Here is a 15,448-nt window from a genome sequence, read left to right on the forward strand (position 1 = left end):
TTTCTGCTCAGAGCGCGATCTCGACGTCACCGACAGGCACCGACACGCAGATCTGCACGTCCTCCTCGTCGGCGGTGGAGACCGCTCCGGTGGTCAGGTTGCGCACGGCGCCGCGATGCTTGCGGCGAGTGCAGGTGTGGCAGATGCCCATTCGGCATCCGCTGGTCGGGTTCAGTCCGGCGTCCTCGGCCTGGTCCAGGAGGGGACGCCCGTCATCCTGGGCGTCGATACCGCTGTCCCGGAAGCTGATTCGGCCGCCCGACGGTGCGTCGGGGACGACGAAGGGCACCGGGACGAAGCTCTCCGACAACGCGTTCGGGCAGTGTTCGCGCACCGCCGCGACCAGTGCGGGCGGCCCGCACACGTAGACGGCGTCCGGATCGGGCATCGCGACGCCGAGGTGCTCGGGGCCGAAGCGGCCGTCGAGCTCGCCGCCCGGCGCGCGGGTGTAGCCGTGCAGCACCCGGACACCGGTGGCGGCCAGTTCGGCTCGGTAGCAGGCCTCCGCCGGCGTGCGGGCGTAGTGGACGAAGGCGATCTCGCCGTCGAAGCCCTCGGCGTGAAGGGTTCGCAGCATGGACATCACCGGGGTGATGCCACTGCCGCCGGAGACGAACAGGATGCGGCGGGGCCTGACCTCGGGGAGCACGAAGTCGCCGGCGGGGTCGGACAGGTCGACCACCATGCCGGGGCGGGCGTGCCGGTAGAGGTGGTTGGACACCAGGCCCCCGTCGTGGGATCCGATCGTCAATTCGATCAGCGGTGATCCCTCGGCGCTGGCCGGTGAATAGCAGCGGGTGTGGCGACGGCCGTCGATCTCCACCGTCAGGTTCAGGTGCTGGCCGGCGCGGTAGCCGGTGACGGCCGAGTTGGGGTCGAGGAGCAGAGTGACGCTGCGCGGCGTGGAGCGACGTACGTCGACCACCCGGGCCCGGGCGTCGGTGGTCCAGGTCGGGTTCACCAGCTCGGTGTAGCGGTCCACGCCATGCGGGCCGGTGAGCAGATCGACCAGCGGCGAACGGAGCACCTTCTGGGTCAAAGTTTGAGTGAACATGTGTACACTCTGGGTCGTGAAAGTGCACGTCGTCAAGGAATCGGACCAGTCTGTGGTAGGGTTCACACCGGTGAACAGTCGTACGCCCAGCTCACGTCGTGAGCGTTCAGGGAAGTCACGTTCCCGCGACACACCATCGCGGGAAGAGCGCAAAGAGGCCACCCGCCGGGCCATCATCGCGGCCGCGCTGAAGCTCCTCGACGAGCGCAGCTTCAGCGGTCTGAGCCTGCGTGAGGTCACCCGCGAGGCCGGGATTGTGCCTGCCGCGTTCTACCGCCACTTCGAATCGATGGACGCCCTCGGACTGGTGCTCATCGACGAGTCGTTCCGCACCCTGCGCGAGATGTTGCGCAGTGCCCGCGCGGGCAAGCTGGACCCGAACCGTGTCATCGAGTCGACGGTCGACATCCTGGTCGCCGGGGTGGCCGAGCAGCGCGAGCATTGGCGCTTCATCGGGCGCGAACGCTCCAGCGGTGTGACGGTGCTGCGCTACGCGATCCGCACCGAGATCCGGCTGATCACCTCCGAGCTGGCCACCGACCTTGCCCGGTTCCCCGGGCTCAACGAGTGGAGCACCGAGGACCTCAACATCCTGGCCAGCCTGTTCGTGAACTCGATGATCATCATCGCCGAGGCCATCGAGGACGCCCATGACGCGGCCGCGCTCGACGAGATCAAACGCACGGCGGTCAAGCAGCTGCGGATGATCACGATCGGTGTCAACGCCTGGGAGCCGGCGCCGGTCGTCGACGAGGATGACGAACCGGACACGCGAGAGTGAACTCACGCGCGGAACGTGCGAGTAGCGTGCCGCGCCAGTTCAATCTCGCGAAGCCGAGCCATCCGCAAAACCGGGTACACCACGCCCATGGACAAGCCCGCAGTGCTCTTCGACATCGACGGCACCCTCGTCGACTCGAACTACCTTCACGTCCACGCCTGGCAGCAGGCCTTCCATGAGGTCGGGCTTCCGGTCCAGGCCTGGCATGTCCACCGCTCGATCGGCATGGACGGGTCCACCATGGTCGAGGAGCTGTCCAACGGCGCCGATGACGATGCGCAGAAGCGTCTCAAGGACTCTCACACCCGCCACTACGAGGCCGGCGCCGATCTGCTGACCGCGTTGCCCGGGGCGCGCGAACTGCTGAAGCGGGTTGCCGACCTGGGCCTGCAGGTGGTGCTGGCGACCTCTGCGCCGGAGAACGAGCTGGCCCTGCTGCGCAAAACGCTGGGGTGCGACGACCTCGTGTCGGCCATCACCTCGTCCGAGGACGTCGAGGAGGCCAAGCCCCGCCCGGACATCGTCAATGTCGCGCTGGACAAGGCCGGGGTGCCGGCGCAGCGGGCGGTGTTCGTCGGCGACACCGTCTGGGACGTCGAGGCCAGTGCCCGCGCAGGAGTGCCGTGCATCGCGGTGCTGTCCGGCGGCGTGGGCAGAGGTGAACTCGAAAAGGCCGGCGCCGCAGCCATCTTCGACGACGTCCGGGAGTTGCTCGACAACCTCGACAGTTCACCCATCGCCGCCCTGCTCTGAGGTGGGTTTTGCCCCATCCACGGCCGGGTAGAGACTGCCCATGACTCAGGCGGTGCAACAGCCGAAACGGGCCACCGCACCGGAAGAACTGGTAGCGCTCTACCGCGATCCGCCCGACGGGCTGCGCGCGAACATGATCATGTCGCTCGACGGCGCCGCGGCGTTCGACGGTGTGGCCGGTCCGCTTTCGGACGCCAACGACCAGAGCCTGCTGCTCGCGTTGCGCGGCTACGCCGATGTCGTGCTCGTCGGCGCGGGCACCGTGCGCGCCGAAGGATATGGCCCGGTGCGATTGACCGCCGCTCAGGTGGCCGAACGCCGGGAGCGCTGGGGCACCGACGTCGTCCCGCCGATCGCGGTGGTCACCCACACCGGCCGCGTCCCGGCATCATTGTTCGCCGAGCCCAGCCAACGGCCCATCCTGATCACCACCGCGGTCGCCGCCCGCGAACGCCCGCGGCTGGCCGAGCACGCCGACCTGCTGATCGCCGGTGACAGCGCGGTCAACCTGGAGTCCGCGCTGCGCACCCTGCACGCCCGGGGCATGCGCCGAATCTTGTGCGAGGGCGGCCCCACCCTGCTCGACGAGCTGGTCGCGGGCGATCTGGTCGACGAGATGTGCCTGACGGTCTCGCCCACGCTGGTCGCGAGCACCACCACCGCCCGGCCGGGCGGCCCGGCGCTCGCGGTTCCTGCCCGCCTTACGCTGGGCCATGCGGTGACCCTCGAGAACTACGTCTATCTGCGTTACGTGCGGGACCAGGAGAGGCAGGTCGGTACATGAGCGGCGACGAATTACTGAGCCGTCGGCCAGAGGGCGTCGACGACGACACGGTGGAGGCGGTCGGATCGCTGTCCGAGGCGCTGGAGTACGTGGAGCGCGCCCGCGGCCACCTGTACTCCTTTCACCAGCTGATGGGCCACGCCGACCTGCTGCTCGGCGAGGCCTGCGACAAGCTGCGCGGTGCCGGTCACGCCGACATCGCCGACAGCCTGACCGAGGAGATGGTCGGCCGCAATGTGCTCCACGGCCGCTGGACGTTCCAGATCGTCGAGGAATTCGACGACGACTACTGGTCGGTGCTGCGCGAACGCGAGCGCGCCGTACGTGATCAGCTGATGGGCGGGCACCGCCACGTGTTCGAAGCCGAGATGAAGGAGCGCCGCCGGACCAGCGGCCGGCCCGGCCACGAAGCTGTTCCGTGACGTACCTTGTCACCCCTGTCACAAACCTGTTCCGACTGATTTGGCGCGACCCATTGCGGGGTACACGCCACAGTCCACCCGCCTATTTAGGGAGTCCCACGTGACCAACGCTGCAACTGAGGTATGGCCGGGTAAGGCCTACCCGCTGGGCGCCTCCTACGACGGCTACGGCACAAACTTCGCGGTGTTCTCCGAAGTGGCCGAGCGGGTGGAGTTGTGCCTGTTCGAGGAAGACGGTGCCGAGACACGTATCGCCCTGCCCGAGGTCGACGGATTCGTCTGGCACGGGTTTCTGCCTGGCATCGAACCGGGCCAGCGCTACGGCTACCGGGTGCACGGCCCGCATGATCCGGCCGAAGGGCACCGCTGCAATCCCAACAAGCTGCTGCTGGACCCGTACGCCAAAGCCATCGACGGTCATTTCGACTGGAACCAGTCGCTGTTCGGCTACAACTTCGGCGAACCCGACAGCCGCAACGACGACGACTCGGCCGCGAGCATGCCCAAATCGGTCGTCATCAACCCGTACTTCGACTGGGGTGTCGACCGGCCCCCGCAGCGGGAGTATGCCGACAGCGTCATCTACGAGGCGCACGTCAAAGGCCTGACGCAAACCCATCCCGACATTCCGGACGCCATTCGCGGGACGTACTCGGCGATCTCACACCCGGCGATCATCGACCACCTGAATGCGATCGGCGCCACGGCCATCGAGTTGATGCCGGTGCACCACTTCGCCAACGACTCCACCCTGATCGACAAAGGCCTGTCGAACTACTGGGGCTACAACACAATTGGGTTCTTCGCCCCGGACAGCAAGTACTCGGCCAGCTCGACGCCCGGTGGGCAGGTGCAGGAATTCAAGGCGATGGTTCGCACGCTGCACGAAGCCGGGATCGAGGTGATCCTCGACGTGGTGTACAACCACACCGCGGAAGGCAACCACATGGGGCCGACGCTGTCCTTCCGCGGCATCGACAACGCCGCCTACTACCGGCTCGTCGATGACGACAAGCGCTACTACATGGACTACACCGGCACCGGCAACAGTCTCAACGTCGGGCATCCGCACTCGCTGCAGTTGATCATGGATTCGCTGCGGTACTGGGTGACCGAGATGCACGTGGACGGCTTCCGGTTCGACCTCGCCTCAACCCTGGCCCGCGAGTTCTATGACGTCGACCGCCTGAGCGCGTTCTTCGAACTCGTGCAACAAGATCCGACCGTCAGTCAGGTGAAGTTGATCGCCGAGCCGTGGGACGTCGGGCCCGGCGGCTACCAGGTGGGTAACTTCCCGCCGCAGTGGACGGAGTGGAACGGCAAGTACCGCGACACCGTCCGCGACTTCTGGCGCGGCGAAGACGCCAGCCTCGGCGAATTCGCCTCCCGGCTGACCGGCTCGGCCGACCTCTACGAGCACACCGCCCGCCGACCGGTCGCGTCGATCAACTTCGTCACCGCCCACGACGGCTTCACGTTGCGAGACCTGGTGTCCTACAACGAGAAACACAATGAGGCCAACGGCGAGGATAATAACGACGGCGAGAGCAACAACAAGTCGTGGAATTGCGGGGCGGAGGGACCGACCGACGATCCGGAGATCAACGAGCTGCGTAATCGCCAGCAGCGCAACCTGATTGCCACCACGATCTTGTCCCAGGGCGTTCCGATGATCTGCCACGGCGACGAGCTGGGCCGGACCCAGGGCGGCAACAACAACGGCTACTGCCAGGACAACGAGATCACCTGGATCGACTGGGATTCGGCCGACGACGAGCTGCTGGAGTTCACGGCCTCGGTGTCGGCACTTCGCGCGGCCCATCCGGTGTTTCGCAGGCGGCGGTTCTTCAACGGCCGACCGGTGCGGCGCCGGGGCAGCGAAGGCCTGCCGGACATCTCCTGGTTCCGCCCGGACGGTTCGGAGATGAACGACGAGGACTGGGATTCGGGCTTCGGCAAGTCGGTGGCTGTATACCTCAACGGCCACGGCATACCCGATCGTGATGCCCGCGGGCAGCGCGTCTCCGACGACTCCTTCGTGCTGTGCTTCAACGCCCACCACGAACCGATCGAATTCGTCTTGCCGCCGGCCGAGTTTGGTAAGGCTTGGCAACCTGTCGTCAACACGTCGGCGGGGGCAGGCGAGATCGACGAAGCGGCGGTGGTGAAAGCGGCCACACCGGTGCGAGTCGAGTCCCGCTCGATGGTGGTGCTGCGCGCAGCGGAGTAGGAAAAGCGAACGGACCATGGCCGATCCCCTCCCCTCCGGGGGACCGCCATGGTCCGAAGCACCGCTGGCCCGATTATCACAATGGGGAACGCGCGATGCGCAGTTTTCACCAACTTGAATTCAAGATTTTCCGGCACTCAGCAAACGTTCAGGCGAGATCGCCGCAGATGTCAATTCCGCTTAACGTGAAGCGGTTACGGCACGCCCGCGGCGCCAGGGGTCGTCAGTCCACAACTCAGTCCACAAGGGGGTACAGCGAGTCACCGTCTTCGGGGGTCCCGCTGATCTGGCCGCGATGCGCCCGATCCGAGGCGGTGTCGTCCGTCTCGATGTCGGCGATCACGTCGGGCTCTTCTTCGCTGAGCCGGGCGTCCAACGACTCGCCCTCGCGTTCCTCCCGCGCTGTGATGCCGAACTTGGTTGCCCCACTCCATCCTTCAGGTGGGTCCACAACATCGTCGCCGTCGCTGTTGCGCACCTCGTCGGAGTCGAGCGACTCCGAGCCGCTCAGGGTGTCGCCGGGGCCACTGTCATCTGCGAAGTCGGCTGGATTGGTCATGCCGACGGGCTGCCCGGCTGCCGGGACGGTTAAACCGCCCGCGGTGTCATCGCGCTGCGCGCCACATCGGCCACAATGACGGGCCGCCTTCGGGCAGCGTGATCTCCCCGGTCACCTCGAAACCGAACCGTTGGTAGTACGGAATGTTGTCGGGGTTGCTGGACTCGAGGTAGGCGGGAGCGTATTCGGCGTCGCAGCGATCCAGCCGCGAGCACATCAGCGCGTGACCGAACCCGCCACCACGCACGCTGGGGTCGCTGCCGATGACGCCCAGGTACCAGTGCGGCTCCTCCGGATGGTGCTCTTTCATCAGGTCGGTCACCGCCCGCCCGGCGGCCAGCCGGCCGCGAAAGGCGCGGATGACGCCGGGCAGCATCGCCAGCTGTTCGCGCGGCGACTGCTGCCACCGGCCGGGCGGATCCCACAGCGCGGCTGCCGCGATCCCGTCGTCGAATACTGCCACCTCGGTGCCACGACCGGCCAGGAAGTGGTGGCGGGTCAGGGCGCTGAACATTCCGGGCAGTGCAGCCTTGCGCCGCTCGACGTCGGGTTGCACCCACGCCATCACCGGGTCGTCGTGAAACGCCCGACCCAGGACCCGCGCCAAAGCCGGGATGTCAGCCTTGCGGGCGGGACGGACGTCGATGGGCACCACTGCAGGTTAGTCACCCAAATTAAGCGTGGCCTGGCGCGCAGACCACTCCCACAACCGGGCGGCCTGCCCGGGGTCGACCGCCCAGGGCGCGTACCCGCCCTCGACACCGTCGACCATCGCGTCGGCAACGTGGCAGTCCTCGAGATAAAGACCGCCCCGCCCGTCGAGTTCGGGGCTGGTGGCCGCCCACACCGTGGTCGCCGCTCCGTGCTCGACGTCGGTCACCTCGAGGTTGGCCAGCGTGCCGCCCGCACGGAAATCGTCGCGGGTCATGTGCCGGGCCAGATCGGTGAACACCACCCCGGGATGCACGGCGAACGAATGCACGCCCAGCGGTCCCCACCGCCGTTCCGATTCGACGGTGAACAGCACATTGGCGGTCTTGCTCTGCCCGTACGCCTGCCACTTGTCGTAGGCGCTCTCGTCGTCGTAGTTCGGGTCATCCCATCGGATCCCGCCGAGCTGGTGTCCGCGGCTGCTGAGGTTGACGATGCGCGTGCCGTCCCCAAAGCGGTCAGCCAGTCCGGTGGTGAGCACGAAGTGACCGAGATGGTTGGTGCCGACCTGCATTTCGTAGCCCTGCACGGTGCGGGTCAGTGGCGGGGCCATCACCCCGGCGTTGTTGATGAGCACGTCGATGCGGTCGTGACGGGTGGCGATCGCCTCGGCCGCGGCGCGCGCCGAACGCAGGTCGCCGAGTTCGAGGTGCACGGTCTCGCAGTCGATCACCGAGCGGGTCTTGTCCAGATCGCGTACCGCCGCGACGATCTCGGCGCCGACGGACTGCATGGCCCAGGCGGTCTGCAGCCCCAGGCCGGTCGAGGCGCCGGTGATGACGACCGTCCGGCCGGTCAGATCGACTCCGGAGAGAACCTCGGCCGTGGTGGTCATGCGGGGTCTCCCGTCTCGCCGGCCGTGGACCGCCACACCGGGGGCCGCTTCTCCCGCCAGGCGGCCGGGCCCTCGGCCGCGTCCGGGCCGCCCATCAATTTCAGGTGCACCGTAGTCTCCTCGTCGGCCACCGCGTCGAGGTCGGTCTCAGTCCACAGCAGTCGCTTGCTGTATGCCACCGAGGCCGGGTTGGCGGCCAGCGCCACGTCGCGGGCGAGCTCCAGCGCGGCCGGCAGCACCTCGCCGGAGGGGAGCGCGCGGCTGGCGATCCCGAGGGCGGCCGCCTCCCGGCCGGTGAACGTGCGGCCGGTGAGCAGGATGTCGGCGGCCACGGCCAGGCCGACGGCGCGCTTGAGGGTGGCGTGCACGGCGCAGTCGCCGATCATGCCGCGGCGCACCTGCGGGATCGCGAGCTTGGCGTCCTCGGCGACCAGCCGGATGTCGCATTGCAGCGCCAGGGTCAGCCCGATGCCGATCGCCGGGCCGTTGATCGCAGCGATCACCAGCTTGCGCACCCGCCAGGCCGGCGGCTGGATGGGCGAGGCGCTGAAGCCCTCGTCGGGGGCGTCGAACGCCGCAGCGGCGGCGGTCATGTCGGCCCCGGCACAGAATGCCCGGCCTGCGCCGGTGACCACCACGGCGCGGACGGCATCGTCGGCGTCGCACCGGCGATAGGCCTGGCCGAGTTGGCGGGCGGTGTCGGCGGAGAACGCGTTGAGCCGTTCCGGGCCGTCCAGAGTGATCAGGGCGACGCCGGAGTCGTCGACGTCGAGCGCGACTGTCGTGGCGTCGTTGCTCACGCGGCGATCCTGACATACCCGCGCGATGGGCCCGTGAGGCGAGTCATTCGACACCGTCGCCGGGGACAAATGTCCCTCGCTGCCAGTGACTGCCGACTGTGCCCACACCTGATGCCACCGACATAGCGTCGATGATCTGGGATACCACACGGGGTATCCGGGGACTGGAGGGGCTCACCAGTCCAAGCATCGAGGCAGCGCGTCTGCGCGGCGGGTGTGCAGGTAGGTGAGCAGCGGCGGGGCGGCGACAGTCGCGGCGCAGGCGACACGGGTGGCGACGGCGCGAGGGGTGCTGCCGGCACACCGGCAACGGTGGCCATGGGGGGCCTGTCGCCTCGACCGCGCACGCTGCCCCGTCGGCTCCGGCAGCGAGGCTCGCCTGCTGTCAGCCGAAGGCCGTCGTGATGCCCAGTGCCGCCACACAGACCACGACCACGACCGTGGTGACGCTGTAGACGATCGTCCCGGAACGGCGCATCGCGAACCGGCCCATGAGTTCACGGTCGCGGCCCAGCCCGATCATCGCGACCATCAGCGGAATCAGCAGCACCGCGTTGAGCACCTGGGTACCGATGAGGATCGGTACCAGCGGGGCGTTGGGGGCCAGGACGATGACGGCGCCGAGCACGGTGACGATCCCGTACGTCAGATAGAACGTGCGGGCCTCGCGGTAGGGATCGTCGATCGCGGCCTCCACGCCGGCGTATTCGCAGACGGCGTAGGCGGTGGACAGCGGCAGGATGGAGGCGGCCAGGAACGCCGCGCCGATCAGTCCCACGGCGAACAACGTGCCCGCCGCCTCACCGGCCAGCGGTTGCAGGGCGACCGCGGCATCGGCGGCGTCGTTGATGCCGCGCCCGTCACGGTGCAGGGTCGCCGCGCAGGCGACCACCACGAAGAACCCGATGACACCGGTCAGCACCGCGCCGGTGATCACGTCCACCCGCTCCAGCGGGAGGTCGTCGGTGCGGAGTTTCTTGTCGACGGCGTAGGACTGCATGAACGACAACCCCCACGGCGCCAGCGTGGTGCCCAGCGTGGCCGTCACGATTGCGATCGCCGGTCCGGTCATCGGCATCGTCGGCACGAACGTCCCGTGCAGTGCAGCCCCCCAGTCGGGTTTGGCCAGGAATCCGGACGCGACGTAGGCGAGGAAGACTGTGGACAACGCCAGCAGCAGCCGCTCGACGCGGTGGAAGCTGCCGCGCAGCACCAGCAGCGAGACGGCGACCGCCGCGGCGGGAACACTGATGTATCGACTGAGGCCGAAGAGTTCGAATCCTGCTGCGATACCGGCGAATTCGGCGCAGGTGGTTCCGACGTTGGCGATCACCAGGGCGGCCAGGATGGCTGCGCCCACCCGGACGCCGTAGCGCTGCCGTACCAACCCGATCAACCCTTGACCGGTGACCACCCCCATCCTGGCGGCCAGACTGTGGAAGACGATCAGCGCGACGGTGGACAGCAGCAGCACCCACAGCAGCTGGTAGCCGTGGTCGGCACCGAGCACTGAATAGGTGGTGATACCGGCCGGATCGTCGTCGGACAGCCCGGCCAGCAGTCCGGGGCCGAGGACGGCGAGCAGTGCGCCGACCCTGGTGGTGGTGCGGGCCGCCGCGGTCATGACGTCACGTCACCGAGGTGCCGGCGCCGCGGCCACACCCGCGAGCGCAGAAAGTGCCGGCCGGGAGCATGCCTGAGTCGTTCGCGCCACCGCCCGGCGTGCTCGTCGGACATGGCCGCCACGATCTGGGCGGCGTGCGCGCCCGGCATCGCGCGCAGGACGCGTTCAGCCACCGACGGATGGGCGGCGCGGACGACGTCGGCGGCCAGCCGGGGACCTCTGACCGCGAGTATCTCGGTGGCCGATTCGGTGTCCACCCGGCTGACCAGTGCCGCCAGGCCGCGGGCGTCGAGGCGGTGCACGGCCGAGCGCCGGCAGGCGAGCTGGGCTGCGTGGCCGCGTTCGGAGGTCAGGTGGAGGTCAGCCCAGTCGACGATGTCGCGACCGACGCGCACACCGAGCGGTTCCAGCCGCAGGCGCCGCAACACCGCGCCGAAACCCACCTCCACACCGACCAGTTCGAGGCGGTGGGCCTCCGTTCGCGCCAGCACCACGTCCGCGACGCGGGCCACCCGCTGCCCCACCACGTCGACGACCTGGGTGTCCAGTACGTCTCGCACCAGCCGGATCTCGTGCTCACGCAGCTCGAAGTCGGCGTTCTGGACGTCCCCGGCGATCGTGAGTTTGTCGCGCTCGAAGCTGATCACCTGGTCCCACGGCACCAGCAGCGGGGGCTCCCGGCGGCGGGTGATCAGTAACCGCTCGACGAGAAGGCGTCCCGACGGCTGGCTGAGGAGCACGGTCAGGTCAGCGAGTCGGCCGATGACCCGGTCACCGGCCGCCCGCACGTCCTGGCCGGCGATCCGGCTGAGCAACAGCACGCTGGAAGCATGCCTGATCCGGTGGGCCGGTGATCGCCGGTCATTGATTAATGCAGATGCATGAAGTTATGATCGCGGCGCCTTAACGCTGCCGATCCGAGGACGTCACCATGTGGGATTTCGAAACCGACCCCGAGTACCAGAAGAAGCTCGACTGGGTCGAGGAGTTCATGCAGGACAAGCTCGAGCCGCTGGACTTCGCCCCGCTGGACCCGTACGAGAAGACCAATCCCCAGGTGCTGCGGGTGCTGCGTCCCCTGCAGCAGGCGGTCCGCGAGCAGGGGCTGTGGGCGGCGCACCTGAGCCCGGAGCTCGGCGGCCAGGGCTACGGCCAGGTCAAGCTGGCGTTGCTCAACGAGATCGTCGGCCGCTCACGTTGGGCGCCTTCGGTTTTCGGCTCACAGGCGCCGGACTCCGGTAATGCCGAGATCCTCGCGATGTTCGGCACCGAGGAACAGAAGAAGCGCTACCTGCAGCCGCTGCTCGACGGCGAGATCTCGTCGTGCTACTCGATGACCGAGCCGCATGGTGGTTCGGATCCCGGCCTGTTCACCACCCATGCCGAGCGCGACGGGGACGAGTGGGTCATCAACGGCGAGAAGTGGTTTTCCTCCAATGCCCGCAACGCCAGCTTCTTCATCGTCATGGTGGTGACCAATCCGGAGGCCCGCACGCATCAGAAGATGTCGCTGTTCATCGTGCCGGCCGAGACCCCGGGTATCGAGATCATCCGCAACGTCGGCGTCGGCGGCGAGTCCGACGACCGCGCCGGCCATGGCTACATCCGCTACAACGACGTCCGGGTGCCTGCCGACCACGTGCTCGGTGGTGAGGGGCAGGCGTTCGCGATCGCGCAGACCCGGCTCGGCGGCGGCCGGGTGCACCACGCCATGCGCACGATCGCGCTGGCCCGCAAGGCATTCGACATGATGTGTGAGCGGGCGGTGTCGCGTCAGACCCGCAGCGGTCCCCTCGGCGACTACCAGATGACGCAGGAGAAGATCGCCGACAGCTGGATCCAGATCGAACAGTTCCGGCTGCTGGTGCTGCGCACCGCGTGGAAGATCGACAAGTACCACGACTACCAGAAGGTGCGCCGGGACATCGCCGCGGTGAAGGTCGCGATGCCGCAGGTGTTGCACGACGTGGTGCAGCGGGCCATGCATCTGCATGGGGCACTGGGTGTTTCCGACGAGATGCCGTTCGTGAAGATGTTGGTGGGCGCGGAATCGCTGGCGATCGCCGACGGTCCGACCGAGGTGCACAAGCTGACCGTCGCGCGCCGCACACTCAAGGAGTACGAGCCGGTCCACACCCTGTTCCCGTCGCAGCACATCCCGACCCGGCGTGCCGCTGCCCAGGCGAAGCTGGCCGAACTGCTCGAACACGAGGTCGCCCAGCTGTGATGGCGCGCTGAATGGCCGCCGACACGTCGGCCAATCTGGTGGCAACCGCCGAGCGGTTGTTCGCCGAGCGTGGCGTCGACGCGGTCAGCCTGCGGGAGATCGCCCGCGAGGCGGGTGCCCGCAATGTGATGGCGGTGCAGTACCACTTCACCGACCGCGCCGGGGTGCTCGCGGCGATCGCCGACAAGCACCTGCCGGTCGTCGACGCGCGCCGAGATGCCCTGCTGGACGGCATCGAGGGCGAGGCCACGCCGTCGATGCGGGCGATGGCCTCGGCGCTGGTCCGCCCGCTGGCCGCCAAGCTGGCCGACCCCGACGGCGGCCCGGCGTTCCTGCGCGTCCACGCCGACCTGCTGAACCGGCCGGTGCCGTCGTTCGACCTGACCGGGCGCTCCGGCAGCCTGCAACGCTGGCGCGCCTTGTTGGAGCCGATGCTCGATCCGGTGGCTGTCACCCTGCACCCGCGGCTGGGTGCGCTGGTCTACGCCGCGGTGGAGTTGGGGCGCCGCGCGGCCACCGCGCCGCACGCCGACGACCGGCTGTTCATCAGTCATCTGGTCGACACCGTCGCCGCGATGCTGGGCGCGCCGTTGTCCGACGAGACCCGGGCGTTGGCGACGGAGCGGCAGGCTCGCCGGTCGCGTCCTCAAGACCGGACGATCGCCAGCCCTTCCTGAACCAGGGTGGCGGTCAGCACCTTGTCGGCGTCGTAGAGGTTCAACGTCACCAGACCGCGCCCCCGCGCGGCGGCCGGGGAGCGCGATTCCAGCAGATTCCATTGCCCGGCGTCGATCGGCCGGTGGAACCAGATGGACGAGTCGGTGGTCGCGGTGCGGTGGCTGCGGTCGACCATCGAGTGGCCGTGCACCTGCAGTACCGGATCGATGCCGTAGATATCGGTGACGTAGACCGCCGCGCAGGCGCCCAGCCATGCCGGACCGTCCAGCGGCACGGTGACTCGCCACCACAGCCGGCGCACGAATTCGCCTGTGCTGCGGTCATCGTCGGTGCGGATGTCGATCTCGTCGAGCGGCAGTGACGGCGCCGGGCCGATGGGACCGGTGGCGGGCAGTTGCTCGGGATCACCGGACGTTGTCGCCTGTGCCGCGTGCTCGGGACCGTCCGCCGCGGCGGAGAACGAGATGGTCGCGGTGGTCAGCAGCCGCCCATCCTGGCGGGCCAGCACCCGCCGCGACGCCGTGGTGCGGCCGTCGTAGACGTGGTCGACCTCGTAGTGGACCGGCGCACCCGCGTCCCCGCCGCGCAGGAACTGGACGTGCAGGCTGGTCGGCGCCTTGTCGGCATCGACGGTGTGGCAGGCCGCGGCCATCGCCTGTGCGGCGAGGTGGCCGCCGTAGGCGCGTTTGTCCGGCGGTCCGCTCGCCTCGCCCACGAACACACCGGCTCCGTCGGCGGTGACGTTCAGCAGCCGCGACAGCGTGCTCACGCGGGACCGGTTCCCGTTGTCACAGTGCCGGATTCGACCAGCTCGGTGATCTCGTCGTCGGTGAGCCCGAACTCGGTCAGCACGGCCGCGGTGTCATCACCGAGCGCGGGCGCGGGCTGAGCGGCTACGTGTGCACCGTCGACCGACATCGGCAGCCCCGGTGCCAGGTAGGTGCCGATCCTGGGCTGCTCCACTGCGCTGAACAACGGATTAGCCGTCACCCGCGGGTCCTTCGCGACTTCGGCGAAGTCGAGGTAGCGGTCCCACAGCACCGAGCTGGCCGACAGCGCCGCGCTCACCTCGTCGGCGGTGTGGCTTCGGAACCACGGCGCGAACAGGCCGGTCAGCACCGCCCGGTGCTCGTAGCGCTGACCCTCGTCGGCGAAGTCGGCACCCAGCGCTTCGGCAACGGCGGCAACGGCTTTCGTCGTCCCGGTGAGCTCGGTGAGGTCACGGAAGTGCCGGTTGGTCAGCGCGACCAGCATGAAGGTGGCGCCGTCGCTGCTGGTGTAGTCCTGGCCGTACTGGCCGTAGATCGCATTGCCCAGACGCGGCCGCTGGGTGCCGTTGACCATCGGCTCGGTGAGGAAGCCGAGGTTTGCCGCGGTGGCCAGTGCGACGTCGTCGAGCGGAAGCCGGATGCGGCTGCCCGCCCCCGTCGCATCCCTGCGCCGCAGGGCTACCAGGATCGCGAGCGCGGCATACAGACCGCAGCTGACGTCCCAGGCAGGCAGCACGTGGTTCACCGGACCGCCCTGGCTCGGCGAGCCGGTGACGAGAGGAAATCCGGTGGCGGCGTTGACGGTGTAGTCCACCCCGGTGGACCCGTCGCCACGGCCGACCACTTCCAGATGGATGAGGTCGGGGCGGACAGCGCTCAGCTCGTCGTAGGAATGCCATTGCCGCCCGGCAACATTGGTGATCAATACACCCGCGTCGGCGATCAGCCGGGCGACCAGCCGCTGTCCCTTCTCCGAGCGCATGTCGGCGGCGACCGAGCGCTTGCTCTTGTTCAGGCCCGCCCAATAGATGCTGTCCCCGGCCTCCGTCAGTGGCCAGCGCTTGTAGTCGGCCGCGCCGCCGACCGGGTCGACACGGATGACCTCGGCGCCCAGTTGGGCCAGCGTCATACCGGCCAGCGGAACTGCCACGAAGCTGGAGATCTCGACGATGCGGACACCGGCCAACGGCAGGTCAGGGGTATCAGTCACCTGACGAGTA

The 15,448-nt window shown here is 68.4% G+C and carries 16 protein-coding genes; 7 read left to right on the forward strand and 9 right to left on the reverse strand.

The window, feature by feature from the left end; translation table 11 throughout:
• Positions 1-7: 7 nt before the first annotated feature.
• Positions 8-1,054 (reverse strand): ferredoxin reductase, encoded by a 1,047-nt coding sequence (locus AB4879_RS01320; RefSeq protein ID WP_370506101.1) that lies wholly within the window; start codon positions 1,052-1,054, stop codon positions 8-10.
• A 70-nt stretch (positions 1,055-1,124) separates the two neighbouring features.
• On the opposite strand from AB4879_RS01320, the gene AB4879_RS01325 reads away from it, so the two are divergent.
• From AB4879_RS01325 to glgX, 5 genes are all read left to right on the forward strand, one after another.
• On the forward strand, positions 1,125-1,835 hold the full coding sequence (locus AB4879_RS01325) for a TetR family transcriptional regulator (protein ID WP_370506143.1): 711 nt from the start codon (positions 1,125-1,127) through the stop codon (positions 1,833-1,835).
• 87 nt (positions 1,836-1,922) lie between these two features.
• On the forward strand, positions 1,923-2,588 hold the full coding sequence (locus AB4879_RS01330; protein WP_370506102.1) for an HAD family hydrolase: 666 nt from the start codon (positions 1,923-1,925) through the stop codon (positions 2,586-2,588).
• Between the two features lie 40 nt (positions 2,589-2,628).
• A complete protein-coding gene (locus AB4879_RS01335; RefSeq protein ID WP_370506103.1) occupies positions 2,629-3,372 on the forward strand; it encodes a pyrimidine reductase family protein in 744 nt (247 codons plus the stop codon).
• A complete protein-coding gene (locus AB4879_RS01340) occupies positions 3,369-3,794 on the forward strand; it encodes a hypothetical protein (RefSeq protein WP_370506104.1) in 426 nt (141 codons plus the stop codon). Before AB4879_RS01335 ends, AB4879_RS01340 begins: the two co-directional genes overlap by 4 nt.
• A gap of 100 nt (positions 3,795-3,894) precedes the next feature.
• Positions 3,895-6,024 carry a glycogen debranching protein GlgX gene (gene glgX / locus AB4879_RS01345; RefSeq protein WP_370506105.1) on the forward strand — a complete coding sequence of 710 codons (2,130 nt, stop codon included), beginning with the start codon at positions 3,895-3,897 and terminating at the stop codon, positions 6,022-6,024.
• A gap of 235 nt (positions 6,025-6,259) precedes the next feature.
• Here glgX and AB4879_RS01350 read toward each other — a convergent pair whose 3' ends face one another.
• The 6 genes from AB4879_RS01350 to AB4879_RS01375 all read right to left on the reverse strand — a co-directional run bounded on the left by AB4879_RS01350 (position 6,260) and on the right by AB4879_RS01375 (position 11,374).
• On the reverse strand, positions 6,260-6,583 hold the full coding sequence (locus AB4879_RS01350) for a hypothetical protein (protein WP_370506106.1): 324 nt from the start codon (positions 6,581-6,583) through the stop codon (positions 6,260-6,262).
• Between the two features lie 46 nt (positions 6,584-6,629).
• Positions 6,630-7,235 carry a GNAT family N-acetyltransferase gene (locus AB4879_RS01355; RefSeq protein ID WP_370506107.1) on the reverse strand — a complete coding sequence of 202 codons (606 nt, stop codon included), beginning with the start codon at positions 7,233-7,235 and terminating at the stop codon, positions 6,630-6,632.
• Positions 7,236-7,244: 9 nt separating this feature from the next.
• Positions 7,245-8,129: an SDR family NAD(P)-dependent oxidoreductase gene (locus tag AB4879_RS01360; protein ID WP_370506108.1), complete on the reverse strand. Its 885-nt coding sequence runs from the start codon at positions 8,127-8,129 to the stop codon at positions 7,245-7,247.
• A complete protein-coding gene (locus AB4879_RS01365) occupies positions 8,126-8,929 on the reverse strand; it encodes an enoyl-CoA hydratase/isomerase family protein (protein WP_370506109.1) in 804 nt (267 codons plus the stop codon). The genes AB4879_RS01360 and AB4879_RS01365 overlap by 4 nt, the downstream gene beginning before the upstream one ends.
• Positions 8,930-9,314: 385 nt before the next feature.
• Complete coding sequence (locus AB4879_RS01370) at positions 9,315-10,553, reverse strand: NRAMP family divalent metal transporter (RefSeq protein ID WP_370506110.1); 1,239 nt, start codon at positions 10,551-10,553, stop codon at positions 9,315-9,317.
• Positions 10,550-11,374, reverse strand: a complete 825-nt coding sequence (locus AB4879_RS01375) for a magnesium transporter (protein WP_370506111.1) — start codon at positions 11,372-11,374, stop codon at positions 10,550-10,552. The genes AB4879_RS01370 and AB4879_RS01375 overlap by 4 nt, the downstream gene beginning before the upstream one ends.
• Positions 11,375-11,484: 110 nt before the next feature.
• Here AB4879_RS01375 and AB4879_RS01380 point away from each other — a divergent pair, with 110 nt between their 5' ends.
• Both AB4879_RS01380 and AB4879_RS01385 read left to right on the forward strand, forming a co-directional pair.
• Positions 11,485-12,780: an acyl-CoA dehydrogenase family protein gene (locus AB4879_RS01380; RefSeq protein ID WP_370506112.1), complete on the forward strand. Its 1,296-nt coding sequence runs from the start codon at positions 11,485-11,487 to the stop codon at positions 12,778-12,780.
• Between the two features lie 11 nt (positions 12,781-12,791).
• Entirely contained in the window at positions 12,792-13,457 is a 666-nt protein-coding gene (locus tag AB4879_RS01385; RefSeq protein WP_370506113.1) for a helix-turn-helix domain-containing protein, read from the forward strand.
• Here AB4879_RS01385 and AB4879_RS01390 read toward each other — a convergent pair.
• Positions 13,427-14,227 (reverse strand): acyl-CoA thioesterase, encoded by an 801-nt coding sequence (locus AB4879_RS01390; protein ID WP_370506114.1) that lies wholly within the window; start codon positions 14,225-14,227, stop codon positions 13,427-13,429. The genes AB4879_RS01385 and AB4879_RS01390 overlap by 31 nt on opposite strands.
• Positions 14,224-15,438 carry a CoA transferase gene (locus AB4879_RS01395; RefSeq protein ID WP_370506115.1) on the reverse strand — a complete coding sequence of 405 codons (1,215 nt, stop codon included), beginning with the start codon at positions 15,436-15,438 and terminating at the stop codon, positions 14,224-14,226. Before AB4879_RS01395 ends, AB4879_RS01390 begins: the two co-directional genes overlap by 4 nt.
• Positions 15,439-15,448 lie beyond the last annotated feature (10 nt).

The sequence above is a fragment of the Mycobacterium sp. SA01 genome (assembly GCF_041287105.1).
Lineage (GTDB): Bacteria > Actinomycetota > Actinomycetes > Mycobacteriales > Mycobacteriaceae > Mycobacterium.